The organism is Streptomyces sp. MBT53, assembly GCF_016654115.1.
Lineage (GTDB): Bacteria > Actinomycetota > Actinomycetes > Streptomycetales > Streptomycetaceae > Streptomyces.
The window spans coordinates 1-25,967 of the sequence record NZ_JAEQAZ010000097.1 but is presented as its reverse complement, the minus strand read 5'-3'; the positions used below and the strand labels follow the sequence as shown (position 1 = coordinate 25,967).

The window sequence follows — 25,967 nt, the reverse complement described above, 5'->3', positions numbered from 1 at the left end:
GCGGGTGCGTGGGGGCTGGTCGCGCAGTTCCCCGCGCCCCTGGAGGGCGGCCCCTTCGGGGCGCCCATAGGCCGTCTCCCCTCCCCCTAACATGCGGGCATGAAGCAACAATCGGCGCAAGCCCGTTGGGAGCAGCGGACTCAGCGGCCGTTGCTGGCGCTTGCCGTTGCGTTTGCCGTGGCCTATGCCGTGCCGATCGTGGACACCACCGCCGGTCATTCGCTGACGGCGGTGTGCACGGGCGTCGAGTGGGTGGTGTGGGCGGCGTTCGCCGCCGACTATCTGATGCGGCTCGCGATGTCCCGGGACCGGCGGCGGTTCGTGCGGACGCACTGGATGGACCTGTGCGCGGTCGTGCTGCCGATACTCCAGCCGCTGCGGCTGCTGCGGATGGTGTCGACCCTCATACTCGTCGGGCGGCGGGCCCGGATGGCCTCGCAGATCCAGCTGACGACGTATGTCGCGGGCGCGGTGGTCGGGCTGTTGATGTTCGGCTCGCTCGCGGTGCTGTCCGTGGAGCGGGACTCGCCCAACGGGAACATCCGGACGCTGGGTGACGCCGTGTGGTGGTCGTTCACGACCATGACGACGGTGGGGTACGGGGACCACGCGCCGACCACCGGTCTCGGTCGGATGATCGCCGTCGGGCTGATGCTGTCCGGGATCGCGCTGCTCGGTGTCGTCACCGCGAACATCGCCACCTGGTTCATCGCCCGGTTCGAGAAGGACGACGTGGAGGAGCGCCGGCAGACCGAGGCCATCGAGGCGCTGACGGAGGAAGTACGGGCGCTGCGGGCGGAGGTGGCGGCGCTGTCGGGGGTGCAGGGAGCGGGGGTGCCGAGTCTGGTCAGCCCCGGTTCCGTCGGTTCAGAAGAACGTCCATAGGACCGCCGCCACCGTGTCGATCGCGCCCAGGACCAGGGCCACCAGGGCCACCACCCGGCGGGCGCCCGCCCACCTGCGGCCCATGGCGAGCCAGCCGCAGATCACCGCGATCGGGCCGAGGACGATCCCCAGGTTGCCCGCCAGGAAGAAGCCCGCGATCGCGCAGACCAGTCCGACGACGGCGAGCGTCGCGTGGTCCGGCCGGGTACGTGTTGCGTTTCCTGAGCGCGTCATCGTCAACTCCCTGGGGGTGCACGCCAGTTCCGTCCTACGACGCTTACCCCCGTACGCATGAAAAAAGCCTGCTTGCGCGCTGCCCCCCTCCGGCAGCGCGCCGCAGACCACCCGTCCCCCCTGCCCTGCGGAGGACTTGACTTACTGTGACCTGCGGCGCGTACCGAACGCCAGGAATCTTTAGCGCAGTCACCCTGATAGGCGAACTCGCCCTGAATCAGGGTTGGATACGCCGTCAGATGTGGGCCGCTCCCGCGCCCGCCTCCGCGTTCTCGCCGCGCTTGGTCAGCAGGGCGACGAACACCGCGACCACCGCTACACCGGCCGCGACCAGGCAGGCCAGGCTCATGCCGGAGATGAAGGTGTCGTGGGCGACCTGCGTGATCTTCGCGGCGACCGCCTCCGGGGTGCCCTTGGCGATCGGGGCGACTCCGACCTGGACCGCTTCGGCGGTCGCGTCCAGTTGGGGCTGGGTGAGCTTGGGCAGGCCCGCGTCCGCCCAGTTGCCGGGCAGGTCGCTGTCGACGCGGGAGGCCATGACGGCGCCGAGGACGGCCGTACCGAGGCTGCCGCCGATCTGCATCGCGGCCTGCTGGAGACCGCCGGCGACACCGGACAGCTCCATGGGCGCGTTGCCCACGATGACCTCGGTCGCGCCGACCATCACCGGGGCGAGGCCGAAGCCGAGCAGGGCGAACCAGATGGACATGACCGCGCTGCCAGTGTCCGACTCCAGGGTGGACATGCCGTACATGGCGATCGCGGTGGCCGCCATGCCGCCGGCCAGCGGGATGCGCGGGCCGAGCTTGGTGATCGCGGCGCCGGCCAGCGGGGAGCCGACGATCATCATCCCGGTGAGCGGGAGGAGGTGGAGACCGGCGTCGATGGGGCTCATACCGTGCACGTTCTGCAGATAGAACGTCACGAAGAACAGGCCGCCCATGAAGGCGATCGCCATCAGGACCATCAGCACGACGCCCGCGGACAGCGGGACGGAGCGGAACAGGCCCAGCGGGATGAGGGGTTCCTTGACGCGCTGCTCCCAGAAGGCGAACAGGGCGAAGCCCAGGACGGACGCGGCGAGGAACGCCCAGGTCGTGCCGGCGCCCCAGCCCCAGGCGGGGGCCTTGATGAGGGCCCAGACAAGGCAGAACATCGCGCCGGAGAGCAGCGCGATGCCGAGGATGTCGAAGGAGCGGGGCGCGTTCTCGGCGCGGTGGTCGCGGAGGATCAGCAGGCCGAGGACGAGGGCGACGGCGCCGACCGGCACGTTGATGAAGAACACCGACTGCCAGTTGACGTGTTCGACGAGGACGCCGCCGAGGATCGGGCCGCCCGCGGTGGAGGCGCCGATGACCATGCCCCACAGGCCGATGGCCATGTTGAGTTTCTCGGCGGGGAAGGTGGCCCGCAGCAGGCCGAGCGCGGCCGGCATCAGCAGGGCGCCGAACAGGCCCTGGAGCACGCGGAAGGTGACGACGAACGCGATGCTGTGGGAGAGGCCGATGGCGCCGGACGCGAGGGCGAAGCCGCTGACGCCGATCAGGAAGGTCTGGCGGTGGCCGAAGCGGTCGCCGAGCTTGCCGGCGGTGATGAGGGAGACCGCGAGGGCGAGGAAGTAGCCGTTGGTGATCCACTGGACGTCGGCGAAGCTGGCGCCGAGGTCCTTCTGGATGGCCGGGTTGGCGATGGCGACGATGGTGCCGTCGAGGGCCACCATCATGACGCCGACGGCGACGGTTATGAGGGTGAACCACGGGTGGCCGCGCAGCCCCGTGGAGGGCGTCGGGTCGGACGGGGCGACCGTTGCCTTGTCCCCCGGCCCCGTCGAACTGATGGTGGTCTGACTAGTCATGTGTTCGAGGCTAGTGTCAGCCGCTGACAGTTGACAAACAGGTTCAGATGTCGGCGGCTGTCAACAATTACGAGGAGAACGGCATGGAGACTCTGCGCGAGCGCAAGAAGGCCCGCACGCGGGACGCGCTGCTGCGTGCCGCCCTCGAACTGTTCACGACCAAGGGCTACGAACAGACCACCGTCGACGAGATCGCCGAGGCCGTCGACGTCTCGCAGCGCACCTTCTTCCGCTACTTCGCGAGCAAGGAGGAGGCCGCCTTCTTCGTGCCCCGGCTCACCGAGACGCACTTCGTCGAGGCCGTCCGCGCCCGCCCGCCGCACGAGGCCCCGCTCGAGGCGCTGCGCCGGGCCGTGCTGGAGAGCTGGGACACCATCAACGAGGCGATCCAGCAGGTCGTACCGCTGGAACTGCACATGCGCACCTACCGGGTCATCGAGTCGACGCCGGGACTGCTGGCCGCGCACCTGCGGCGCTCGATGGAGCTGGAGGAGGAACTCGCGCAGATCATCGCCGTGCGCGAGGGGCTGGCGATGGGCACGGACCCCCGGCCGCGGCTGGTGGTGGCGGTGTTCGGCGGGGTGATGCGGGTGGTGGAGCGGATGTGGATCGCGGGGGACGACCTCAGCATCGAGGCGATGCGGGAGCTGACGGCCGCCCACCTGGACGGGGTGGGTCCGGCGCTGGCGGGGAACTGGCGCACGAGCGAGTCGTACTGAGTTCCTCATCACGTACCGCTGAAACGTGATCCCCGTCACTCGGTTAACGCGAGACCCTCTCGTTCTCCTAGTGTGTCCTCCCAGTGACTTCCTTCGACTCCTCCCCCACGCTGAACGCCTGGCGCGCGCTGCTCGCGCTGGCCGTGGTGTTCGTGATGCTGGCGACCACCGGCTGGACCGCGGTACGCAGCCACCCCGGGAAAACGGCGCTCCAGGCCTCCCTCTCCGCATGGGAGCACGGCCACATAAACGGGCGCGAGCTGCCCGACCCGGACGCCTCCCCGACCCGGCTGGCCCGCTTCTTCGCCTCGCTCACCGCACAGCAGCGCACCCGCCTCGCGCACCGCTACCCCCTCGCCGTCGGCAACATGAACGGCGCCCCGGTCCAGCTGCGCTACCGCGCCAACCACATCGCCCTCGACCAGGCCCGCAAGGTCGAGCGCAGGCGCATGCACGACAGCCGCCTCACGCCCTACGGCAAGCAGGAGGCGGGCCGCCTCATGCACCGCTTCGAGGCGCTGATGAGCGGGAACCGCCACATCCTGGCCTTCGACCCCGAGGGTTCTGGCCGCATCGCCGAGGTCTTCGGCGACCTGGACACCGCGCAGCGCGTGTCGATCATCGTCCCCGGTGTCGACACCGACCTGCTCACCTTCCAGAAGACCAACAAGAGCTACTCGGCACCGGTCGGGATGGCGCAGAACCTGTACGCCGCCGAGAACACCGCGAAGTCCGCGACCGACACCGGCACGCGCACCGCCGTGATCGCCTGGGCCGACTACACCGCGCCCGGCGGCCTCGGCATCGACTCGGCCACCGCGGGCCGCGCCGAGGCAGGCGCCGTACGGCTGAACGCCCTGCTGCGCGCGCTGCCCGGCACCTCGCAGGTCGCCCTCTTCTGCCACAGCTACGGCTCGGTGGTGTGCGGGGTCGCCGCACACGAACTGCCGCCCCGGGTGACCGACATCGCGGTGGCCGGCAGCCCCGGCATGCGCACCTCGAACGCCGCCCACCTGCACACCCTCGCCCGGGTGTGGGCGATGCGGGACGCCGACGACTGGATCCAGGACGTGCCGTACATGGAGGTCGGCGGTCTCGGCCACGGCGAGGACCCGGTGTCCAGGGCGTTCGGCGCACGGGTGCTGGCCGCGAAGGACGCCAAGGGTCACACCGGCTACTTCGCGTCGGGCACCGACAGCCTCGCCAATTTCGCCGACATCGGCGTGGGCGCGTACGACGCGGTGTCGTGCGCGCACGACACCGACATCTGCCGACAGGGTCTGTCCGACGCCTCGGCGGCCGGACGCGCGTAGAAACAGCAGGAACTGCGGTCTGCGCGGGGATGGGACGGAGGACATGTGCCGCCTACGATGAGCCGCATGGGTGACGTACTGGCCGGATTTCATGCCGCTTGGGAGTTCGAGTCCGACTTCGTGCGCATCCGCTACGAGCGGGGCATTCGAACCCCCAAGCTGTTCCAGGCACTCGGTGAACGCCGGATCCCCTTCGACGCGATCGACACCGTGACGCTCGCCCCCGGCAGACGCGGCACGGTCGTCCTGCGCCTCGTACCGCGCGCCGGCGCCGACCCCCTCGTGGAGGCGGCGGCCGGCCAGCTCAAAGAGGGCAGCGACCCCTACCAACTCGTACTCCCCGCCGAACGCGAGACCCTCGCCGAGTACTACGCCGACGAGTTGCGCGCCCAGCTGAAGCGCGACCGCGGCCCGGCCGAACGCTTCCTGGTGGCTGCCCCCGAAGTACCGCTGCGCTTCAAGGCGTACGACGGAAAGGCGACCTTCGACGGCAAGACGGTCTCCTTCCGCTGGTTCTGGACCGGCGCCTCGTCGGCCAAGTGGAAGGCCGGCGACCAGAGCTTCCCGGTCACCGACCTCAACGGCGTCGAGTGGCGCTCCCCCGAGGTCTTCGAGGGTCATCTACGGCTGCTGCGCGGGGCTGCGCCGCCGGTGCCGGTGGACCAGGACCCGGCGGCCGTGGTGTTCGGGCTGGGATACGGCCCGGTGCACGAGTCTCTGCCCTTCGCGGCAGCGGTCCTCTCCGCCGTTCGCTCCGCGCGTCCTACGGCCGTGATCCCGGCCGCGCGCCGCGACCCCGCGGATATTGCCGAGCGGATTCGGCACCTCGGGGAGCTGCATGCGGCTGGGCTGGTCACGGATGAGGAGTTCAGCGTGAAGAAAGCGGAACTCCTCGCGGAACTGTAAGAACCCCTACTCCCTGCTGGTGGAAGCGAAGGTCATGTCCGCGTACCGATCGCCCGCCACCTTGCCGGCGATCGGCTCCAGCAGGCTCAACTGGTCGTCGGTCAGGACGATCCTCGTCGCCGCCGTGTTCTCCTCCACCCGCCTGCGCTTGGTGGTGCCGGGGATCGGGATCACGGGAAGGCCATGGATCTGAGCCCGCTGCTGTACCCAGGCCAGGGCGATCTGGCCGAGGGAGGCGTCGTGGGCGGCGGCGACCGTGCGGATGGGGTCGAGGAGGGTCGCGTTGGCCGCCGCGTTCTCGCCGGTGAAGCGGGGCTGGTGGCGGCGGAAGTCGCCCTCCGTCAGGTCCTGTTCGGCGTTGGCGAAGGAGCCGGTGAGGAAGCCCCGGCCGAGCGGTGAGTACGGCACGACGGCCGAGCCCAGCTCGACGGCCGCCCCGACGAGACTGATCTCGACGTCCCGGCTGAACAGCGACCACTCCGACTGCACGGCGGCGATCGGGTGCACGGTGTGCGCGGCGCGCAGCTCCGCTCCCGTGACCTCGCTCAGCCCGAGGTGCCTGACCTTGCCCTCGCGCACCAGTTCCGCCATCGCGCCGACGGTCTCCTCGATGGGGACGGCCGGATCGCGGCGGTGCATGTAGTAGAGGTCGATGACATCGATGCCAAGACGCTGCAGGCTCGCCTCGACGGCCTGGCGGATGTAGGGCCGGTCGTTGCGGATGACCCGCCGGGTGGGCTCACCGGCCGGGATCGACATGGCGAACTTGGTGGCGACGACGACCTCGTCACGGTGCGCCTTGAAGAACGGCGACAGGAACCGCTCGTTCTCCCCGGCCCCGTACACGTCGGCGGTGTCGTAGAAGGTCACGCCGAGTTCGAGCGCCCGGTCCAGAGTGGCCAGCGACTCCTTCGCGTCGGGGGGACCGTAGGCGAAGCTCATGCCCATGCAGCCGAGGCCCTGGACGCCGACCTCGGGGCCGTCCGCGCCGAGCCGTGCGGTCGGGATCGTGGTGTCGGTCATCCTGCCTTCTCCTTCTCGTAGGCGTGGGCGTCGCCGTAGAAGGCGATCTTCCGGTCGAGTACGGCGAGGGTGTCGCGCAGTTCGGCGATCCTGGCCAGGACGTCCCGGCGGGTCGCCTCCAGCAGGTCGAAGCGGTCGCCGTAGGTGTGGTCGCCCTCGCGCACGAGCTCGGCGTAGCGGACCATGTCGGCGACCGGCATGCCGGTCAGGCGGAGCTTGCCGACGAGGTCGAGCCAGTCGAGGTCGCGGTTGCTGTAGCGGCGCTGGCCGGTGTGCGAGCGGTCGATGTGCTGCATCAGCCCGATGCGCTCGTACCAGCGCAAGGTGTGTGCCGTCAGGCCGGTGAAGGCGACGACCTCGCTGATCGTGTAGCTGTCCGCGCCGTCCGGACGCCGCTCGCCCTGCGGCGGGCCTCCGCAGCTGTCGGTCCTGGTACCCGTGGTCTCCATCACCGTCATGGCCACCACGCTATGGCCTTGGAGTGCACTCGAAGCAAGCGGAACCGGTAAGAAATCGGCGGGACGGCCGAGACCGAGCGCTTAGGCTCGACGGCATGCCCTTGCACAACCTCGCGCTGATCGAGAACTGGCCGGTACCGACCGCGGCGACCGGTGTCGTACGAGCCGACGGAACCGTCCTCGGAACCCACGGCCCGACCACCCACCGCTTCCCGCTCGCCTCGGTGACCAAGCCGCTCGCGGCCTACGCCGTCCTCGTAGCGTACGAGGAGGGCGCCGTCGAGCTGGACGAACCGGCGGGCCCGCCCGGCTCCACCGTCCGCCATCTCCTCGCCCACACCTCGGGCCTGGCCTTCGACGAACACCGCGTGACGGCACCCCCCGGACAACGCCGCCTGTACTCCAACGCGGGCTTCGAGCAGCTCGGCGACCACATCGCGAAGGCCACGGAGATCGAGTTCGCGGAGTACCTGCACCAGGCGGTCCTGGCCCCCCTCGGCATGAACTCGACCTCGCTGAACGGCTCCCCGGCGAAGGACGGCGTCTCCACGGTCGCCGACCTTCTCCTCTTCGCCGCCGAACTCCAGGCCCCCCGCCTCCTCGACCCCCGCACGGTCGCCGAGGCGATGACGGTCCAATACCCGGGCACCAAGGGCGTGTTGCCGGGCTACGGCCACCAGAACCCCAACGACTGGGGCCTGGGCTTCGAGATCCGCGACTCCAAGTCCCCCCACTGGACCGGCAGTTCATCGTCCCCACGCACCTTCGGCCACTTCGGCCAGTCCGGCACGTTCCTGTGGGTGGACCCGACAGCGGGCGCGGCCTGCGTGACCCTGACGGACCGCGCGTTCGGCCCATGGGCGACGGAGGCATGGCCGCCCTTCACGGACGCGGTGCTCGCGGAACTCACGGAGCTCTAGAGCATCTCCCACATCAACAACTCGGCCCCGGTGGCCGCCTGAGCCGCCAGATCCCGCGCGTCCGTGATCCGAGCAGCATCCCCCGGCCCCAACTTCTCCCCGCCCAGGCTCACTTCACCACGCACCACATGAACGTACACATGCACCGCGTCCGGTACGGCCGTCCGCTCGCCGGGCGTAAGACGGCGCACGTGCAGCATCGCCCCCGCCTCCGGCACCGCATACGGAGTCGAGTCGGCGATGCCGTGGACGATCTCGTACGACGGTTCGCCACCGGGCTCCAACGGCGCCAGCCACATCTGCACGAAGGTCAGAGGCGAGTCGCTGTCATTGCGCTCGACGTGCCGCACCCCGGCCGCCGAACTGAGGCGCTGCACGTCACCGGGCCGGACGCGGGTGAGGTGGCCGGTGGAGTCGCGATGGCTGAGCTCCCCCTCGACGACCCACGTGACGATCTCCGTGTGGCTGTGCGGGTGTTCGCCGAACCCGGCGCCCGGGGCGAGCCGCTCCTCGTTGCACGCGATGACAGCGCCGAACCGAAGATTGCCGGGGTCGTAGTGCGGCCCGAACGAGAAGGCGTGCCACGACTGGATCCCGGCCTGCGGGTCACCGCCTGGGTACCGCTCCGCAGAGCGCCGCACGTCCATCACACCCACCAAGGTAGTCCCGCCCACGGTGCGGGCCCACCCACTTGTTCCGTCCCCACGCCACCGGCCGAGAGGGAGCCGTAGGGGCGCGCCGGTGTCGAGAGGACCAGCGCGCGGAGGCGCGCAGCGCCGAGCACGGTGGGCCTCTCGACACCGGCTCCCAGCGCCCCGAAGGCGACCGAACCAAAAGAGGTGCGCGCGACGGCGCCTATCCAGCACCGGCCCACTCACGCGCCGCCTGCCAAACCCCGGCCCACCCACGCGCCGCCTACCAAACCCCGGCCGGCCGCCCCGCAGACAACCAAGCCACACCGGATAAGGCAGTCTTGTTCCGTGCCCGAACCCGAAACCACCAAACCCGCAGGCCCCCTCCCCCGCGCCCACTCGCACCCCGCGACCCTCAAGCGGCTGGAGCAGTCGTCCGGGAGTCTCGCCGCCCAGGCCATCGCGCGCATGGACGAGTCGCTGCCGTGGTACCGGGCGATGCCACCGGAGAACCGTTCCTGGATCGGGCTGGTCGCGCAGGCCGGTATCGCCGCGTTCACCGAGTGGTTCCGGCATCCCGACGCGCCCCAGGCCATCTCCACCGACGTCTTCGGTACGGCGCCCCGCGAGCTGACCCGGGCCATCACGCTGCGCCAGACCGTGGAGATGGTGCGCACGACGATCGAGGTCATGGAGTCGGCCATCGACGAGGTGGCGGCACCGGGCGACGAATCCATCCTCCGTGAGGCGTTGCTCGTGTACGCCCGGGAGATCGCCTTCGCGACCGCGCAGGTGTACGCGCAGGCCGCCGAAGCCCGCGGCGCGTGGGACGCCCGGCTGGAGTCCCTCGTCGTCAACGCCGTGCTGAGCGGCGAGGCCGACGAGGGGGCCGTCTCGCGCGCCGCGGCCCTCGGGTGGAATTCGCCCGAGCATGTCTGCGTAGTGCTCGGCACCGCCCCCGACGGCGACAGCGAACTGACCGTCGAGGCGATCCGTCGCGCCGCCCGGCACGCCAAGCTCCAGGTGCTGACCGGGGTGCTCGGCGACCGACTCGTCGTGATCGCGGGAGGCAGCGACAACCCCCTCGCGGTAGCCAAGTCACTGATCGGCCCCTACGCGGCCGGACCGGTCGTCGCGGGCCCCATCGTGCCCGATCTCCTCGCCGCCACCCGGTCCGCGCAGGCCGCCGCCGCCGGGCTCAAGGCCTGCTCCGCCTGGCAGGACGCACCGCGCCCGGTGCTGGCGGACGACCTGCTTCCGGAACGCGCGATGGCCGGTGACCCCAGTGCGCGCGACCAGTTGGTGGAGGAGATCTACAGACCGCTGGAGGAGGCCGGCTCCGCGCTCCTGGAGACGCTCAGCGTCTATCTGGAACAGGCGAGTAGTCTCGAAGGTGCGGCGCGCATGCTGTTCGTCCATCCCAACACCGTGCGCTACCGGCTTCGACGTGTGACTGACGTCACCGGCTGGTCGCCGTCCGATGTACGTTCCGCGTTCACGCTGCGGATCGCGCTGATCCTGGGGCGTCTGGCCGATGGAGATCTCCAGACCTAGGTTTTTGTCGGGGCCCCACAAAACCCCCTCGTGTTCTTCGTCCCTGTCCCCACGGGCGGCCGTGCCCGTCCCCAAGAGAGAGTGTGAGAGTGCTCGTACTCGTCGCTCCCGGCCAGGGCGCCCAGACGCCCGGCTTCCTGACCCCCTGGCTCGACCTCCCCGGTGTCGAGGACCGTCTGCGTGCCCTCTCGGCCGCCATCGGTCTCGACCTGGTGCACTACGGCACGAAGGCCGACGCGGACGAGATCCGCGACACCGCCGTCGCCCAGCCGCTGCTGGTCGCCGCCGGACTGGTCTCCGCGACCGCACTCGGCGAGGTGTCCCCGGGCGCCGTCGCCGGTCACAGCGTCGGCGAGATCACCGCCGCCGTCCTCGCCGGTGTCCTCGACGACACGGACGCCCTGCGCCTCGTACGCAAGCGTGGTCTGGCGATGGCCGAGGCCGCCGCGATCACCGCGACCGGGATGGCCGCGCTGCTCGGCGGCGACCCGGACACCACGGTCGCGCACCTGGAGAAGCTGGGCCTGACCCCGGCCAACGTGAACGGCGCGGGCCAGATCGTGGCCGCCGGCACGCTGGAGCAGATCGCCGCCCTGGAGGCCGACAAGCCCGAGGGCGTGCGCCGGGTCGTGGCGCTGAAGGTGGCTGGCGCGTTCCACACCGAGCACATGGCCCCGGCGGTCGACGCGCTCGCCGAGGCCGCGCGCGAACTGACGCCCGCCGACCCGAAGTTGACGTACATCTCGAACAAGGACGGCAAGGCGGTCGCCACCGGCGCCGAGGTGCTGGACCGCCTCGTCGGCCAGGTCGCCAACCCGGTCCGCTGGGACCTGTGCATGGAGACCTTCAAGGAGCTCGGCGTCACCGCGCTCCTTGAGGTGTGCCCCGGCGGCACCCTGACCGGCCTCGCCAAGCGCGCCCTGCCCGGCGTGAAGACGCTGGCCCTGAAGACCCCCGACGACCTGGACGCGGCCCGCGAGCTCATCGCAGCTGCGTCTGATTCTGCTGCTGGCGCAGCGGGCGCCCACGCCTGACGAAGGAGCCGTAGGAAATGTCGACGAAGATCAAGCCGAGCAAGGGCGCACCGTACGCGCGCATTCTCGGCGTGGGCGGCTACCGTCCGGTCCGGGTCGTCCCGAACGAGGTGATCCTGGAGACGATCGACTCCTCCGACGAGTGGATCCGCTCGCGTTCCGGTATCGAGACCCGGCACTGGGCGAACGACGAGGAGACCGTCGCCGCGATGTCCGTCGAGGCGTCCGGCAAGGCGATCGCCGACGCGGGGATCACCGCCGAGCAGATCGGCGGCGTGATCGTGTCGACGGTCTCGCACTTCAAGCAGACCCCGGCCGTGGCGACGGAGATCGCCGACAAGCTGGGCACGAACAAGGCCGCCGCGTTCGACATCTCGGCGGGCTGCGCGGGCTTCGGCTACGGCCTGACGCTCGCCAAGGGCATGGTCGTCGAGGGCAGCGCGGAGTACGTCCTCGTCATCGGCGTGGAGCGGCTGTCCGACCTGACCGACCTGGAGGACCGCGCGACGGCCTTCCTGTTCGGCGACGGCGCGGGCGCGGTCGTGGTCGGCCCCTCCAAGGAGCCGGCGATCGGCCCGACCGTGTGGGGTTCGGAGGGCGACAAGTCCGACACCATCAAGCAGACCGTGCCGTGGAACGAGTACGACTCCACGGGCAAGTTCCCTGCGATCACGCAGGAGGGCCAGGCGGTGTTCCGCTGGGCCGTGTTCGAGATGGCGAAGGTCGCCCAGCAGGCGCTGGACGCGGCCGGGATCACCCCGGACGACCTGGATGTCTTCATTCCCCACCAGGCCAACGAGCGGATCATCGACTCGATGGTGAAGACGCTGAAACTGCCGGAGCACGTCACGGTCGCGCGTGACGTACGCACCACCGGCAACACCTCGGCCGCCTCGATTCCGCTCGCTATGGAGCGGCTTCTGGCGACCGGCGAGGCGAAGAGCGGCGACACCGCGCTCGTCATCGGCTTCGGGGCGGGTCTCGTGTACGCCGCGACGGTCGTTACCCTCCCCTAGGCACTCCGTGCCGGATCATCATCGGATCCGGCGCGGCTGTACTTACCTGCCGCTGCCGCGGCGGGCACCGCCACACCCTCTGGATCACAAAGAAGGAGCGCCTGACATGGCCGCCACTCAGGAAGAGATCGTCGCCGGTCTCGCCGACATCGTGAACGAGATCGCCGGCATCCCGGTTGAGGACGTCCAGCTGGACAAGTCCTTCACCGACGACCTGGACGTCGACTCGCTGTCCATGGTCGAGGTCGTCGTCGCCGCCGAAGAGCGCTTCGACGTCAAGATCCCCGACGAGGACGTCAAGAACCTCAAGACGGTCGGCGACGCGACCGACTACATCCTCAAGAACCAGGCCTGAGCCACCCCTTAGGCCCGGACCACCACCAGGCCCGAGCCACCCCCTAGGCACGGCTGCATGGCCCCGCCACCCGGCGGTGGCGCCGCTTAATCCTCGTACCGTTGGAGAGAGAATTCCCGTGAGCCCGACCAATCGCACCGTGGTCGTCACCGGTATCGGCGCAACCACACCGCTGGGTGGCGACGCAGCCTCGACCTGGGAAGGTCTGATCGCCGGCAAGTCCGGTGTGAAGGCCCTGGAGCAGGAGTGGGCCGCCGAGCAGGCGGTCCGTATCGCCGCGCCGGCCGCCGTGGACCCCTCCGAGGTGATCCCGCGTCCGCAGGCCCGCCGCCTGGACCGTTCGGCGCAGTTCGCGCTGATCGCGGCCAAGGAGGCGTGGGCCGACGCCGGCTTCACCGACAAGGCCGGCGACGACCCCGCCGTCGACCCCGACCGCCTGGGCACCGTCATCGCCTCCGGCATCGGCGGTGTGACGACCCTCCTCGACCAGTACGACGTGCTGAAGGAGAAGGGCGTCCGCCGCGTCTCCCCGCACACCGTCCCCATGCTGATGCCGAACGGCCCGTCCGCCAACGTGGGTCTGCTCGTGGGCGCCCGCGCGGGTGTGCACACGCCGGTCTCCGCGTGCGCGTCCGGCGCCGAGGCCATCGGCTACGCCATCGAGATGATCCGCACCGGCCGCGCCGACGTCGTCGTCGCGGGTGGCACGGAGGCGGCCATCCACCCCCTCCCCATCGCCGCGTTCGGCAACATGATGGCGATGTCCAAGAACAACGACGACCCGCAGGGCGCCTCGCGTCCCTACGACACCGCCCGTGACGGCTTCGTCCTCGGCGAGGGCGCCGGCGTCCTGGTCCTGGAGTCCGCCGAGCACGCCGCACAGCGCGGTGCCCGGGTGTACGCGGAGGCGGTCGGGCAGGGCATCTCGGCCGACGGCCACGACATCGTGCAGCCGGAGCCGGAGGGCCGCGGTATCTCGCAGGCCCTGAAGCACCTGCTCGACAGCACCGACCTGGACCCGGCGGAGATCGTGCACGTGAACGCGCACGCGACCTCGACGCCGGCCGGTGACGTGGCCGAACTGAAGGCGCTGCGCAAGGTGTTCGGCGACGACGCCGACCACATGGCGGTCTCGGCGACCAAGTCGATGACCGGTCACCTGCTGGGTGGCGCGGGCGGCGTGGAGTCGGTCGCGACCGTCCTCGCGCTCTACAACCGGATCGCCCCGCCGACCATCAACGTCGACAACCTCGACCCGGAGGCGGAGGCCAACGCGGACGTGGTCCGCGGCGAGGCCCGCAAGCTCCCGGTCGAGGGCCGTATCGCCGCCCTGAACGACTCGTTCGGGTTCGGCGGGCACAACGTGGTGCTGGCGTTCCGTACGGTCTGAGAATTGCTGTGAACGGCGTGTGGCCCGCTCCCCGGGTTGGGGGCGGGCCACACGTCGTTTGTCGGCTCACGGCCGGTGGGAGCTGGTCGCGCAGTTCCCCGCGCCCCTAACAGCGTTGCCCCTGGCGGCGTTTTCAGACCACCTGGTGCAGCCACCGCACCGGCGCACCCTCGCCCGCGTACCTGAACGGCTCCAACTCGTCGTCCCAGGGCTTGCCGAGGAGTTTGGAGATGTCGGCCTCCAGGTTGGTCTCGCCCTGTTGGGACCTCGTCAGGGCCGCGCGCAGGCGGTCCTCCGGGATCAGGATGTCGCCGTGGATGCCGGTGACGGCGTGGAAGATGCCGAGGTCGGGGGTGCAGCTGTAGCGCTCGCCCTCGGCGGTGGGGCAGGGCTCTGCGGTGACCTCGAAGCGGAGGAGGTGCCAACCGCGCAGCGCGGACGCCAGTTTGGAGGCGGTGCCCGCCTCCGCCTGCCAGGAGAATTCGGAGCGCCACGTTCCGGGCGCGGCGGGCTGTCGGATCCAGTCGAGGCTGACGCGTGTGCCGAGCACCCCGGCGACGGCCCACTCGACGTGCGGGCACAGCGCGCGCGGCGCGGAGTGCACGTACAGAACTCCACGTGTCGTCACCGGGACCTCCGGACAGAGCGGGGCATCTTGCTGACTGGCAAACGGCGGTGGCGGGGCAGCCACGTTGAGGGCGAGGCTACCGTGCGGCGGCGCGCGGAGTGTGACGTACCGTCCCTCCAGGTGCCAGGAAACCCCGCCATTCACCCAGGGGGACGCTTGTACGGGGTGAGCCGTTGCATCGGACCGCAACGGGAACCATGGCGCGTTGTTATGGGTTGAGACCGTTATGGAGGGGATGGGTCTCAACATGCGAATGCGACGTCGTCGTTCACAGGCCGCGCTCGCCCTCATGACAGCGGCCGTGCTGGGCGCGGCCGGCTGCGACTCGGGCGGGGGCGCGTCCTCCGGCACCCACAGCAAGAGCGGTACGGCGGCCGAGGCGAAGCCCTCCCCGACCCCGGTGTGGGACCGCAGCCCGTCCTCGGTCGCGGCCGTGGGCGACTCCATCACCCGTGGTTTCGACGCCTGTACGGTCCTGTCGGACTGCCCCGAGGTGTCCTGGGCGACGGGCACCGAGGCCTCGGTCGACAGTCTGGCGGTACGGCTGCTGGGGAAGACCGGGGCGGCCGAACGCAGTTGGAACTACGCGGAGACCGGCGCGCAGATGGCCGACCTGCCCGGCCAGATCACCCAGGCGGTCGCCCGCAAGCCGCAGTTGGTCACGGTGATGGTCGGGGCCAACGACGCCTGCCGGGCCTCGACCTCGGCGATGACCTCGGTCGCCGACTTCCGCACCGAGTTCGAGACCTCGCTGAAGTCCCTGCGCCGGGCGCTGCCGAAGACGCAGGTCTACGTCGCGAGCGTGCCGAATCTCAAGCGCCTCTGGTCGCAGGGGCGGACCAACCCGCTGGGCAAGGCGGTGTGGAAGCTGGGCATCTGCCCCTCGATGCTGGCCGACGCGGACGCCCTGGACTCGGCGGCGACCGAGCGGCGCGACACGGTGCAGGACCGGGTGGAGGCGTACAACAAGGTTCTGGAGCAGGTGTGCGCGACGGACGACCGCTGCCGCTTCGACGACAACGCGGTGTACGACTACCGCTTCGGCACGGACCAGTTGAGCCACTGGGACTGGTTCCATCCGAGCAAGGACGGCCAGGCACAGCTCGCGGCGATGGCCTACCGGCGGATCACCGCGGCCGAACCCGTGACCTAGGGTTTCCCTCATGAGCGAACTTTTCGGCACCCTTCCCGACGGCACTCCCGTGCACCGCTGGACGCTGGAGCGGGCGGGCATACGGGTGCGGGTGCTGTCGTACGGCGGGATCGTGCAGTCGGTGGAGGTGCCGGACCGGGCGGGTCACCCGGCGGACGTGGTGCTCGGGTTCGCGGACCTGGACGGCTACCTCGCCCACCCGGAGCCGTATCTCGGCGCGCTGGTCGGCCGGTACGCGAACCGGATCGCGGGCGGCCGTTTCCCTCTGGAGGGCGTGACGTACTCCCTCGCGCAGAACAACGCGCCCAACTCCCTGCACGGCGGCGAGCGCGGCTTCGACAAGCGGGTGTGGGACGTCGAGCCGGTCGAGCACGGGCTGCGGCTGAGCCGGGTCAGCGAGCACGGCGAGGAGGGCTTCCCCGGCCGCCTGGACGTCTCGGCGACCTACACACTCGACGCGTCGGGCGCACTGCGCATCGCCTACGAGGCGACGACGGACGCGCCGACCGTAGTGAACCTCACGAACCACAGCTACTTCGACCTGAGCGGCACCGGAAACCCTGACGGTCATGAACTGCGGCTCGCCGCCTCGCGGTTCACCCCCGTCGACGCCGACCTCATCCCGACCGGCCCGCTCGACGACGTCACCGGCACCCGCTTCGACTTCCGCGAGTCGCGCAAGGTCGGCACCGGCTACGACCACAACTTCGCGCTCGACAAGGGCCTGACCCCGACCCCCGTGGAGATCGCCGAGCTGCACGACCCGGCGTCCGGCCGCGTCCTGACGATCGCGACGACCGAGCCCGGCATCCAGCTCTACACCGGTGACCATCTCAGCGACCCGTTCACCCCGGGCGCCGGAATCGCCCTGGAGACCCAGCACTTCCCGGACTCCCCGAACCGCCCCGAGTACCCGAGCACGGAGCTGCGCCCGGGCGGGACGTACCGCTCGGAGACGGTGTACGCCTTCTCGACCCGCTGACGGCGGCCCATCGACACTGCGGCGCCCCGGTCATGAAATGAGCCCCGGTCCAGGGGTCAGGTCCCGGACCGGGGCTGTCTGTGGGGAGACGGGTCCCGGGTCAGACGTTAATCGTCGTGGCGACCCTGCGGTCCGTGATCGAGCGGCCCGCCTGGATCTCGTACGAACCCTTTACAACTGCCCACCCGTTCGCCGTCTCATCCCAGATCTCGAAAGATCGGCGCGGGAGTTCGACCCGCACCTCGACACTCTCGCCGGGCCCGGCCTCGACCCCGGCGAATCCGGCCAGCCAACGGGCCGGACGCTCCGGGTCGTGCTCGACCGGCGCCAAATAGACCTGGACGACCTCACGCCCGTGCCGGGCACCGGAGTTGGTGACACGGACGGTGACCGACGACCCGTCGGCCTTGATGTCGTCGTAGGTCCAGTCGGTGTAGCCGAGGCCGTGCCCGAAGGGGTACGACGGGACGCGGCCCGCCTTCTCCCAGGCCCGGTAGCCGATGAACACGCCCTCGGTGTAAGGGAGTTCACCGTTCTCCGGGACCACCTGACTGACCGGGGCGTCGGTGAGGGAGCCCCAGGTGGTGGGCAGCCGGCCGCCGGGTTCGTGGGCGCCGGTGAGGACGTCGGCGAGGGCGGCACCGGCCTCCTGGCCGGGGAACCAGCCGAGCAGGACGGCGGCGACCTCCTCGCGCCAGGGCAGTTCGACCGGCGAGCCGGAGTTGACGATCACGACGGTGTTCGGGTTGGCGGCGGCGACGGCGTGCACCAAGTCGTCCTGCCGCCCCGGCAGTTGGAGGTCCGTCCGGTCGTAGCCCTCCGACTCGACCCGCTCGGTGGTGGCGACCACGACGACGGCGGTGTCGGCGGCGCGGGCCGCCGCGACGGCTTCGGCGATCAGTTCGTCGGGGTCGCGCTGCGGTTCCTGGTGGGCGAGCTCGAAGCCGACGACCCGGAGAGGGATGCCCACGGGACGGGCGACGGTGTACGCCAGGGACACCTCGACGGGGGCGTCGGCGGTGAGTTCGACGAGGGCCCGGGGCTCGGGGGCGCCGAAGAAGGAGATGAACGGGTCGTCCTTGGCCGGGCGTTGGACGTCGTCGTAGTACGTCGTGCCGTCGACGGTGAGGGTGAACGCGCCGATTCCCTTGATGCCGAAGGTGTGTTGTCCGGTGGCGCGCGGGGTGAAGGTGCCGGTGAGCTCGACGGTGTGGAGGGTGTCGTGGGTGACACCGTCGGGAAGGTCCGAACCCACCCATTTGATCTGCCCGTTGGGCAGGCCGACGGTCGCGATGACCTGACCCTCCGCATCCCGGCAGATCGCGCGCAGCGTGAACCCCTGCTCGGCGACGGCGAGTTCGGTGTTCGGGTCGGCGCCGACGGCGTACCTCAGGGCGCCCTCGGGGAGGGCGGCGGTGAGGCCGTCGAGCGGGGAGACGATCCGGTCCGGGAAGACGGTGGCGGAGCCGCCGCCGAGGACACGGGCGTCGCGGGCGGCGGCCCCGATGAGCGCGACGGTCGAACTCGGCTTCAGTGGAAGGGCGTCGCCCTCGTTCCGTACGAGGACGAAGGAGCGCCGGGCGATCTCCCGGGCGAGTGCCTCGCCGTCGACGGGGGACGGGAGTCGGTCCTCCGCGACGACGGGTTCGGCGCCGGCCAGGATGCCGACGCGGGCGGCGAGCCGCAGCACGTTCCGTACGGCCGCGTCGACCGTGGCCTCGGCGACCTCGCCGTCGCGCACAGCCTGGGCGAGGGCCTCGCCGTAGACGGTCTTCGGGCCGGGCATGGCGACGTCGAGACCACCCTCGATCGCACCGACGGTGGAGCGCGCGGCCGTCCAGTCGGAGACGTTGAAGCCGTCGAACCCCCACTCACCACGCAGGATCTCGTTCACCAGCCACCGGTGTTCGGTCATCGTCGTGCCGTTGACCGTGTTGTAGGCGGTCATGACGCCCCAGGGCCGGGCCTGCTCGACGATGAGCTCGAAGGGCGCCAAGTACAGCTCGCGCAGCGCGCGTTGAGAGATGAGATTGTCGACGGTGAAGCGCTCGGTCTCGGCGTCGTTGGCGACGAAGTGCTTGACGGTGGTGCCCACGCCACCCGACTGAACCCCTTCCACATACCCGGAGCCGATCCGCCCGGTGAGGTACGGATCCTCGCTGTACGCCTCGAAGTGCCGCCCGCCCAGAGGCGAGCGGTGCAGGTTGACGGTGGGCGCGAGCAGCACGTGGACGCCCTTGCGGCGGGCCTCCTGGGCGAGCAACACACCGGCGCGACGGGCGAGTTCGGGGTCCCATGCGGCGGCGAGGGCGGTGGGTGAGGGCAGTGCGACGGAGGGGTCGTCGGCGGTCCAGTGCCGCCCGCGGACACCGATCGGACCGTCGGACATCACGAGGGACGCCAGGCCGATCTCCGGGAGCGCGGGCAGCGACCACATGTCCTGACCGGCCAGCAGCCGGGTCTTGGCGTCGAGGTCGAGTGCGCCGAGGGCCGCTTCGACGACTGCTTCACGCGCTACCTGGGTTTCATGGGTTTCCGCCACCGAGGCGCCTCCTCGTTGAGTCCGGGTCCGTCCTGTGCGCTGTGCCCTGTGCCTCCATCGTGCATCGGTTACCTGTAGATCGGTAGGTTTCGTAACCTTGCCGTTATATTCACAATCGGCGAATGTCGTACGGTGACGCCATGAACGCCAGGGCCAAGAGCGGGGAGCGGCGCGCCGAGATCGTGCGGGCGGCGCTGGAGGTGATCGCCGAGCGCGGCTACCGGGGCGCGAGCCTGGCGGCGGTGGCGGAACGGGTCGGACTGACCCAGCAGGGCCTGCTGCACTACTTCCCCACGAAGGACGCGCTGCTGGTCGCCGTCCTGGAGGAACGCGACCAGTGGGACGCGGTCCCGGACAGCCGCTGGCGAATCGACCTGCTGGCGTCCCTCGTCGAGTACAACGCGATGCGACCCGCGATCATCCAGACCTTCTCCGCACTCCTCGGCGAGAGCGTCACGGAGGGACACCCGGCGCGCGACTACTTCACCGCGCGGTACGCCAGGGTGCGGGCGAGCATGGCAGGGGTACTGCGCGCCGAGTACGGCGACACCCTGCCCAACGGCCTCACGCCCGAGCGCACGGCCCCCCTGCTGGTCGCGGTGATGGACGGCCTGCAGTACCAGTGGCTGCTGGACCCGGAGTCGGTGGACATGCCCGGGGCGTTCCGCGACTTCCTGACCCTGCTGGGCGAGACATGACCCCGCCCAACTCCCCTACGTCTGCCGCCAGATGACGGCGAGCGTCTTGCACACCACGCACACGAGGCCGAAGACGAGCGCCCAGTCGTAGGCCCCGGCAAGGACCAGCGCGGCGACCCCCGCCCCGAACCACACCACCTCGAACGCGACCCGGCCGGCGCCACGCGTCTTGTACTTGGCCTTCGGCGAACCGCACAGCCCCCACAGCACGGCGAGCACGACGGGCGCGCCGAGGCCGAGCAGCCAGGTCAGCGGGGTGGCCAGGTCCCGGGTGAACCCCCAATAAGCAACAGCGACAAGAGCGCCGAGCTCAATGGCGAAGAGCACGCCGAGGTTCGTTGCCTTCGCTGTCTTCACTGCCGTCATGAGCGGCAGTATCACCCGGAGCGGATCACTCCGTCCCGGGCACGGCGGCCACGACTTCGATCTCGACCAGCGCCTCGGGCCGGAACAGCCGCGACACCTCGAAGGTCATGCTGGTGGGCGGGGTCCCGGTGAGGAACTCCCGTCGCACAGCGCCGTATTCACCGAGCCTGGTGATATCGGTCAAATAGGTGCGGATGTTGACGACGTCCGCGAGGGTCGCGCCGTGCGCCTCGAGGAGAGCGGCGATGGTCTCGAAGACGCCTCGGCTCTGCTCGGCGAGCGTGGCACCCTCCGCGATCTGGCCGGAGAGGTACAACAGGGCGCTCCCGTCGGCGTGTTCGACGCGGGCGACCTGGGAGTAGTAGGGGCTCAGAGGCTGGGGTGCGGAGGCGGGACTGTCCAGGGTGATGCGCATGGCGTCGACGCTAGGTCCGGCCCTGCGGTGCGACAAGCGAATGTCTAGCATGGCCGACATGCCGACTCCGCATGGCAGTTCACCGAACACTCCGGTCCCCGACCTCGCCACGGTCTGGCTGCGGGTGTTCCTGGAGGTCGCCCGACACGGTTCGTTCACGGTGGCCGCACGAACACTCGGCTGGACCCAGTCGGCGGTGTCACGCCAGATCTCGTCGCTCGAATCGGCCCTGGACGGCACCCAGTTGTTCGACCGCCTGCCGAGGGGCGTACGGCTCACGGAGGCCGGCCAAGTTCTCGTACCGCATGCGGAGGCGGTCACGGAATCGCTGCACGGGGCCAGTCGCGAGCTGACGGCACTGCGCGAACTCGCGGGCGGGCACGTGCAGTTCGGGGCGTTCCCCACAGCCGACTCGGCACTGGTCCCCCGCGCCCTCGCCGCCTTCCGCGACCGCCATCCAGCCATACGGCTGTCCCGGGAGGAGGGCCTCACCCCACGCCTCCTGGACCGACTGGCGTCCGGCCACCTGGACCTGGCGATCGTCTCCACCACGGGACGAGCACCGCTCGAAGCGTACGAACTCCACCACCTCCTGGACGAGTCGCTGTACGTAGCCGTGCCGACCGCCCACCCCCTCGCCGGGCAGGGCCCGGTCCGGCTCGCCCAACTCGCCGACTCCGACTGGATATCCGGCAGCGCACACCCCGAGGGCACTCTCCTCGAAGCGGCCCTGCGCGAGGGCTTCCGCCCGCGCATCGCGCACATCGTCGGCGAGTGGACCGCCAAGGAGGGCTACGTCGCCGCGGGCCTCGGCGTGACCCTGGTCCCGGCGCTCGCAGCAGACTCCGTACGCCCGGACATCGCACTGCTGCCGGTCCTGGACGAGGGGGCACCGGCGCGGGCGGTGTACGCGGCGACGATGCGCGGCCGGTCACTGCCCCCGGCGACGAAGGCGTTCCTCGGGGTGCTGGCCGAGGAGGCGAGGCGGATCGGATCGTCCGCCGCACCCGTGGCGTAGACCACTCCCGTCACGCGATACTGCGGCCGTCCGGCACCGCACCCCACTGCGACGGAAGGCCTCAACCACTTTGAATGTCATACGAGTTCGGACAGGCGTCCTCGGACTGGCCCTGCTGGCCGGTTTCTCCGCCCCCGGCACCAGCGCGGCGGCGGCCGACACCGCACTGCCCCCGACCGTCGAGGAGCAGCGGCTCGACAGAGCGGTCCCCCAGGAGATCCTCGAACACTCCGGATTCGACACCGTGGCGCCGGAGTTCACCCAAGCCCTCGAAGGGGCGCACAGCTACGCGCAGGCCCGCCGCGTCGTCGTACGCGAGGGAACCGCGCTGTGGCAGCGGGCGGTCGACCGTGCGCAGGGACGAGGACCGGCCGGCGGGGATCTCAGCCGGGACGACGACCGGCCGCTCTACTGGGCGCGGTTGGGAATGACCAGGGAAGTACGGACCTGGGAACCGGAGTTCGGGATCAGCTCCGCCCAACGAGCCGCTCTCCTCTCGGAGTTGGAACAGACCTCCCGAGGTCAGAGCAGCATCCGCTACCCGGCCCGCGACAAGGGGCTCAAGCGCATCCTCGTCACCGGCTTCGACCCGTTCACGCTGGACGCGGACATCAGGATCTCCAACCCGTCCGGGGCCACCGCGCTCGCGCTCGACGGCACGGTGATCCAGACGGCGGACGGCCCGGCACGCATCGAGACGGCCATGTTCCCCGTGCGCTGGGCGGACTTCGCGGAAGGAACCGTGGAACGGACGCTGCGGCCGTATCTCCCGAAGGTGGATCTGTTCACGACGGTGAGCCAGGGCCGGGTGGGCCGTTTCGACGTCGAGCGGACCAACGGGGCCTGGCGGGGCGGCTATCCGGACAACGACACCGTCTCGCGCACGGAGACGGTCCCGGTCACCGACCCGGCCTCGCAGCCCCAGTGGACGTCGACGACCCTGCCGTACAAGGCGATCGTGGCCGCGAACACGGGACGTTTCCCCGTCTACGACCACACCGAGGTCACCGAGATCCCGGCGGGCGGGACGACTCCCGTCGTACGACCGGACGGCCCGACTCCCGGCTCCACGGCCCGCGCCGGTGGCGGCGGCAACTACCTCTCCAACGAGATCGCCTACCGCGCGACCCTGCTGCGGGACCGACTCGGACTGCACGACTCGCTGCCGGGCGGGCACATCCACACACCGGTGCTGCAGTTCGGAACGGGCAACACGGACCCGGCGACCGGGACGATCACCGATCCCCAGTTCATACAGAACCGGTTGGACATCATCGACCAGGTCAGGGCGATGGTGACAGCGGCGATGAACGCGTCAGCCGTCGACTGACGCGGACCCGCTCTCCGTGTCCTCCCCCTCGTCGCTCCCCTCGGCCTCCTCCCCCAACAGATCCCGAGCCATCATCGTCGCCCCCGCCACCGCACCCGGCATCAGGAAGACGGCGACGAACGGGACCAGGAAGGCGAGGCCGAGGGGGGTGCCGAAGCCCCAGATCAGGGTCTTGCGGGAGCGGAGGAGGGTGAGCCGGGCGCGGAGGTCGACGCCTCGGCGCTGCAGGGCGACGGCCGTCAGTTCCTCGGTGAGGAAGAACCCGGTGACGAAGAACCCGACCACCGGAACGACGGTCTGCCCGACGAACGGCAGGAACCCCAGCGCGAAGAGCAGCACGCCCCACACCAGCGCACGCACCAGCACACGGAGGCTGTCACGAGCGGAGACCCACAGTTCGCGCCAGAGCGGAAGGCCCGACTCGGGGGCCGTGCCGTCGGGTGAGACGTCCCGGTCGACCTTCTCGGAGAGGGTCTCGTAGAAGGGCTGCCCTATCAGCAGGGTGACCGCGGTGAAGGTCAACACCGAGAGCAGCAGGGCCAGTACGAACAACACGACCGTAAGAAATCCCCGGAACAGCCCCTGCCAAGGGCTCGACCAGTCGTCCGCGAAGGGCGTCGCCCAGCCGACGAAGTCGTCACCCCACACCGCGAGCGCGACAAGCACCGCGACATAGAGAACCAGCGTGATCAGCCCGGGGACCAGCCCGAACCCATACTGCCGCCCGTGCCGGGCCACCCAGCGCTGGCCCTTCAGCAGGTAGCCGAATCCCACCCCAAGATCATGCATGGGGAGAACCTTACTCAGCGTCTAGACCGCCGACACCGCCACCACGACCCCCTGATCCGCCGCGGGCGAGACGGCCGCGGTCACCCGTACCGCGGTGGCCCGAGCCACCCGCCCCGCGCGGAAGGCCGCGGTCAGCAGAACCGGCTGGACCCGCTCCAAGGCAGCGACGAACAACTCCTCCCCCGCGACCAGCACGGGCCCGGCCGCCTTGGCCGTGGCCGCCGCGGCCTCCGTGACGTCGGCGAGGGGCGGGAGGGCAGCCCGGAGAACCGTCGTGCCGGCGGTCGCCGCCCGTTGCGCGAGGGCCACCTGCGGGGGCAGCAGCGGAGCGAGCGCGGCCGTCAACGCCTCGGCGATGCGCCGGAGTTCGGGAGAGGAGTCGGCCAGCGCGTCGGCGCCCGCGCGAAGCAGCGGGGTGAGGGCGAGCAGGACACCGGCCGCCACGCCGGCCACCGCGGGCAGCAACGGCGAGGCCGCTTCGACAAGATCCCCAAGAGCGGCGGCAAATTCCTCAACGGCCGGTTCCACCGCATCGAGAACCGGCAACAGACTGTCCCCGAGCACACCCAGCAACACCTGCGCCGGCTGACTCACAGGGTGCACGGCCAGCGGCGCACCGGTGGTACCGAGCCGCGTCAGGGTGTCGATGATGCGATAGAAGGCCTCCTGAGCCTGCGGCGAAGCACTCGCCTCGGCCAGCTCGGCAGTGGTCTCCCGCAACACCCGCAGCGCCTCGGCACCCGAACCGTCCCGTGGATCAAGGGTGTTGATGGCGATTCTGGTGATGTTCCCGGCGGTGTCCAGGAGTTGCCCGGTGATGTCGCCGGTGCTGCGCGCCATGCGCACCACATCATCCCGGCTGGGAAGCGAAGGAATAGTAGCCATGGGAACCCCTCTCCACGCGCCCGCACCCCGGCACCTGCACTCATCCTGCCCACTCCCCACCCCCCTGAATGCGACATCCGGGCATCGACGACACCAACACCTTCCCTGCGCCTTCCCTCGCCCATTGAGTCGAACGGGTGCCGCTCGCCGTACCGATCTCTGGAACCAGGAGGAGGTCCGAGGGGGAACTCCCGCAGGTCGGACAGGCGTTGTTCACCATGGCACACGCGAGCAGCGGATCAGTTGAGGAGAGCGGATGACCCAGGAGATCCACGGCACCGTAGCCGACGGCTTCGAAACGGTCCGGGAGGAGTTCGCCGCGTTCGTGTCGACGGAACGCGCGGACTACGAAGGCCAGTTGTGCGCATTCGTACACGGCCGGCAGGTCGTCGACCTCTGGGCGGGGCCCGGCACGGAGGGCGACTCCCTCTACGGCGTGTTCTCGTCCACCAAGGGCGCGGCCCACCTCGTGGTGGCCCTGCTGGTCCAGGACGGCACCCTCGAACTGGACCGCAAAGTCACCTACTACTGGCCGGAGTTCGCCTCGGAGGGCAAAGGCGCGCTGACTCTACGCGAGTTGCTGGCGCACCGGGCGGGCCTGGTGGGCACGGACACCGGCTTCACCCTGGACGAGCTGGCCGACGACCGCGCGGTCGCCGAACGCCTGGCCGACCAGCGCCCGTTCTGGCGCCCCGGCACGACCTTCGGCTATCACGCCCTGGTCATAGGCGCCCTGACCGGCGAGATCGTAAGACGAGCAACGGGCCGTTCCCTCCAGGACGTGTACGAGGAAAGAGTCCGCGCCCCCTACGCCCTGGACTTCCACCTGGGCCTCCCAGCCTCCCAAGAGCCCCGCTTCCACCCCAC

The 25,967-nt window shown here is 70.3% G+C and carries 27 protein-coding genes; 16 read left to right on the top strand and 11 right to left on the bottom strand.

Annotated features, from left to right (window positions below):
• The first annotated feature begins 99 nt into the window (after positions 1-99).
• A complete protein-coding gene (locus JHN45_RS30270; RefSeq protein ID WP_234468746.1) occupies positions 100-885 on the top strand; it encodes a potassium channel family protein in 786 nt (261 codons plus the stop codon).
• Here the strand turns inward: JHN45_RS30270 and JHN45_RS30265 are convergent.
• Both JHN45_RS30265 and JHN45_RS30260 read right to left on the bottom strand, forming a co-directional pair.
• Positions 868-1,119 carry a hypothetical protein gene (locus JHN45_RS30265; RefSeq protein WP_201051727.1) on the bottom strand — a complete coding sequence of 84 codons (252 nt, stop codon included), beginning with the start codon at positions 1,117-1,119 and terminating at the stop codon, positions 868-870. The two genes, JHN45_RS30270 and JHN45_RS30265, sit on opposite strands and share 18 nt — an antisense overlap.
• A 235-nt stretch (positions 1,120-1,354) precedes the next feature.
• The gene (locus tag JHN45_RS30260) at positions 1,355-2,974 is read right to left on the bottom strand and encodes an MFS transporter (RefSeq protein WP_200713452.1); all 1,620 of its coding nucleotides are present in this window, start codon (positions 2,972-2,974) and stop codon (positions 1,355-1,357) included.
• An 83-nt stretch (positions 2,975-3,057) separates the two neighbouring features.
• Between JHN45_RS30260 and JHN45_RS30255 the strand changes: the two genes are divergently transcribed.
• The 3 genes from JHN45_RS30255 to JHN45_RS30245 all read left to right on the top strand — a co-directional run bounded on the left by JHN45_RS30255 (position 3,058) and on the right by JHN45_RS30245 (position 5,912).
• Positions 3,058-3,693, top strand: coding sequence for a TetR family transcriptional regulator (locus JHN45_RS30255; RefSeq protein ID WP_201051725.1), 636 nt, complete (start codon positions 3,058-3,060; stop codon positions 3,691-3,693).
• 83 nt (positions 3,694-3,776) lie between these two features.
• Complete coding sequence (locus JHN45_RS30250) at positions 3,777-5,006, top strand: alpha/beta hydrolase (RefSeq protein ID WP_201051723.1); 1,230 nt, start codon at positions 3,777-3,779, stop codon at positions 5,004-5,006.
• A gap of 57 nt (positions 5,007-5,063) precedes the next feature.
• Positions 5,064-5,912: a DUF4429 domain-containing protein gene (locus JHN45_RS30245; RefSeq protein WP_200713449.1), complete on the top strand. Its 849-nt coding sequence runs from the start codon at positions 5,064-5,066 to the stop codon at positions 5,910-5,912.
• A 6-nt stretch (positions 5,913-5,918) separates the two neighbouring features.
• Here JHN45_RS30245 and JHN45_RS30240 read toward each other — a convergent pair whose 3' ends face one another.
• A complete protein-coding gene (locus tag JHN45_RS30240) occupies positions 5,919-6,935 on the bottom strand; it encodes an aldo/keto reductase (RefSeq protein WP_200713448.1) in 1,017 nt (338 codons plus the stop codon).
• A complete protein-coding gene (locus tag JHN45_RS30235; RefSeq protein ID WP_200713447.1) occupies positions 6,932-7,393 on the bottom strand; it encodes a MerR family transcriptional regulator in 462 nt (153 codons plus the stop codon). The genes JHN45_RS30240 and JHN45_RS30235 overlap by 4 nt, the downstream gene beginning before the upstream one ends.
• Before the next feature lie 95 nt (positions 7,394-7,488).
• Here JHN45_RS30235 and JHN45_RS30230 point away from each other — a divergent pair, with 95 nt between their 5' ends.
• Complete coding sequence (locus tag JHN45_RS30230) at positions 7,489-8,313, top strand: serine hydrolase (protein ID WP_201051721.1); 825 nt, start codon at positions 7,489-7,491, stop codon at positions 8,311-8,313.
• Here JHN45_RS30230 and JHN45_RS30225 read toward each other — a convergent pair.
• A complete protein-coding gene (locus tag JHN45_RS30225) occupies positions 8,310-8,960 on the bottom strand; it encodes a pirin family protein (protein WP_201051747.1) in 651 nt (216 codons plus the stop codon). The two genes, JHN45_RS30230 and JHN45_RS30225, sit on opposite strands and share 4 nt — an antisense overlap.
• A 333-nt stretch (positions 8,961-9,293) precedes the next feature.
• Between JHN45_RS30225 and fasR the strand changes: the two genes are divergently transcribed.
• The 5 genes from fasR (at position 9,294) to JHN45_RS30200 (ending at position 14,294) form a co-directional block, all read left to right on the top strand.
• On the top strand, positions 9,294-10,499 hold the full coding sequence (fasR, locus tag JHN45_RS30220) for a fatty acid biosynthesis transcriptional regulator FasR (protein WP_200715292.1): 1,206 nt from the start codon (positions 9,294-9,296) through the stop codon (positions 10,497-10,499).
• An 89-nt stretch (positions 10,500-10,588) separates the two neighbouring features.
• Positions 10,589-11,533, top strand: coding sequence for an ACP S-malonyltransferase (locus tag JHN45_RS30215; protein WP_201051718.1), 945 nt, complete (start codon positions 10,589-10,591; stop codon positions 11,531-11,533).
• Positions 11,534-11,550: 17 nt separating this feature from the next.
• Complete coding sequence (locus JHN45_RS30210) at positions 11,551-12,549, top strand: ketoacyl-ACP synthase III (RefSeq protein ID WP_200715294.1); 999 nt, start codon at positions 11,551-11,553, stop codon at positions 12,547-12,549.
• A gap of 106 nt (positions 12,550-12,655) precedes the next feature.
• Positions 12,656-12,904 carry an acyl carrier protein gene (locus JHN45_RS30205; RefSeq protein ID WP_200715295.1) on the top strand — a complete coding sequence of 83 codons (249 nt, stop codon included), beginning with the start codon at positions 12,656-12,658 and terminating at the stop codon, positions 12,902-12,904.
• Between the two features lie 118 nt (positions 12,905-13,022).
• Entirely contained in the window at positions 13,023-14,294 is a 1,272-nt protein-coding gene (locus JHN45_RS30200) for a beta-ketoacyl synthase (protein WP_200715296.1), read from the top strand.
• A gap of 133 nt (positions 14,295-14,427) precedes the next feature.
• Here JHN45_RS30200 and JHN45_RS30195 read toward each other — a convergent pair whose 3' ends face one another.
• Positions 14,428-14,922, bottom strand: a complete 495-nt coding sequence (locus JHN45_RS30195; protein WP_200715297.1) for a DUF3145 domain-containing protein — start codon at positions 14,920-14,922, stop codon at positions 14,428-14,430.
• Positions 14,923-15,169: 247 nt separating this feature from the next.
• On the opposite strand from JHN45_RS30195, the gene JHN45_RS30190 reads away from it, so the two are divergent.
• On the top strand, positions 15,170-16,075 hold the full coding sequence (locus tag JHN45_RS30190) for an SGNH/GDSL hydrolase family protein (RefSeq protein WP_201051716.1): 906 nt from the start codon (positions 15,170-15,172) through the stop codon (positions 16,073-16,075).
• A gap of 10 nt (positions 16,076-16,085) precedes the next feature.
• Complete coding sequence (locus JHN45_RS30185) at positions 16,086-17,057, top strand: aldose epimerase family protein (RefSeq protein ID WP_201051714.1); 972 nt, start codon at positions 16,086-16,088, stop codon at positions 17,055-17,057.
• 100 nt (positions 17,058-17,157) lie between these two features.
• Here the strand turns inward: JHN45_RS30185 and JHN45_RS30180 are convergent, their stop codons facing one another.
• Positions 17,158-19,599 (bottom strand): beta-glucosidase, encoded by a 2,442-nt coding sequence (locus JHN45_RS30180; RefSeq protein ID WP_201051712.1) that lies wholly within the window; start codon positions 19,597-19,599, stop codon positions 17,158-17,160.
• Positions 19,600-19,721: 122 nt separating this feature from the next.
• Between JHN45_RS30180 and JHN45_RS30175 the strand changes: the two genes are divergently transcribed.
• Complete coding sequence (locus tag JHN45_RS30175) at positions 19,722-20,297, top strand: TetR/AcrR family transcriptional regulator (protein WP_200715301.1); 576 nt, start codon at positions 19,722-19,724, stop codon at positions 20,295-20,297.
• A gap of 15 nt (positions 20,298-20,312) precedes the next feature.
• Here the strand turns inward: JHN45_RS30175 and JHN45_RS30170 are convergent, their stop codons facing one another.
• Complete coding sequence (locus JHN45_RS30170) at positions 20,313-20,663, bottom strand: YrdB family protein (RefSeq protein ID WP_200715302.1); 351 nt, start codon at positions 20,661-20,663, stop codon at positions 20,313-20,315.
• Between the two features lie 25 nt (positions 20,664-20,688).
• Positions 20,689-21,078: a RidA family protein gene (locus tag JHN45_RS30165; RefSeq protein WP_201051710.1), complete on the bottom strand. Its 390-nt coding sequence runs from the start codon at positions 21,076-21,078 to the stop codon at positions 20,689-20,691.
• 49 nt (positions 21,079-21,127) lie between these two features.
• Between JHN45_RS30165 and JHN45_RS30160 the strand changes: the two genes are divergently transcribed.
• The gene (locus JHN45_RS30160; RefSeq protein WP_201051708.1) at positions 21,128-22,096 is read left to right on the top strand and encodes a LysR family transcriptional regulator; all 969 of its coding nucleotides are present in this window, start codon (positions 21,128-21,130) and stop codon (positions 22,094-22,096) included.
• 70 nt (positions 22,097-22,166) lie between these two features.
• Complete coding sequence (locus JHN45_RS30155) at positions 22,167-23,426, top strand: pyroglutamyl peptidase (RefSeq protein ID WP_201051706.1); 1,260 nt, start codon at positions 22,167-22,169, stop codon at positions 23,424-23,426.
• Here the strand turns inward: JHN45_RS30155 and JHN45_RS30150 are convergent.
• Both JHN45_RS30150 and JHN45_RS30145 read right to left on the bottom strand, forming a co-directional pair.
• Positions 23,412-24,215 carry an EI24 domain-containing protein gene (locus tag JHN45_RS30150; protein WP_201051704.1) on the bottom strand — a complete coding sequence of 268 codons (804 nt, stop codon included), beginning with the start codon at positions 24,213-24,215 and terminating at the stop codon, positions 23,412-23,414. The two genes, JHN45_RS30155 and JHN45_RS30150, sit on opposite strands and share 15 nt — an antisense overlap.
• 21 nt (positions 24,216-24,236) lie before the next feature.
• Positions 24,237-25,055 carry a hypothetical protein gene (locus JHN45_RS30145; protein WP_236584281.1) on the bottom strand — a complete coding sequence of 273 codons (819 nt, stop codon included), beginning with the start codon at positions 25,053-25,055 and terminating at the stop codon, positions 24,237-24,239.
• Between the two features lie 301 nt (positions 25,056-25,356).
• On the opposite strand from JHN45_RS30145, the gene JHN45_RS30140 reads away from it, so the two are divergent.
• A partial coding sequence (locus tag JHN45_RS30140) for a serine hydrolase domain-containing protein (RefSeq protein ID WP_201051700.1) occupies positions 25,357-25,967 on the top strand: 611 nt, incomplete at its 3' end.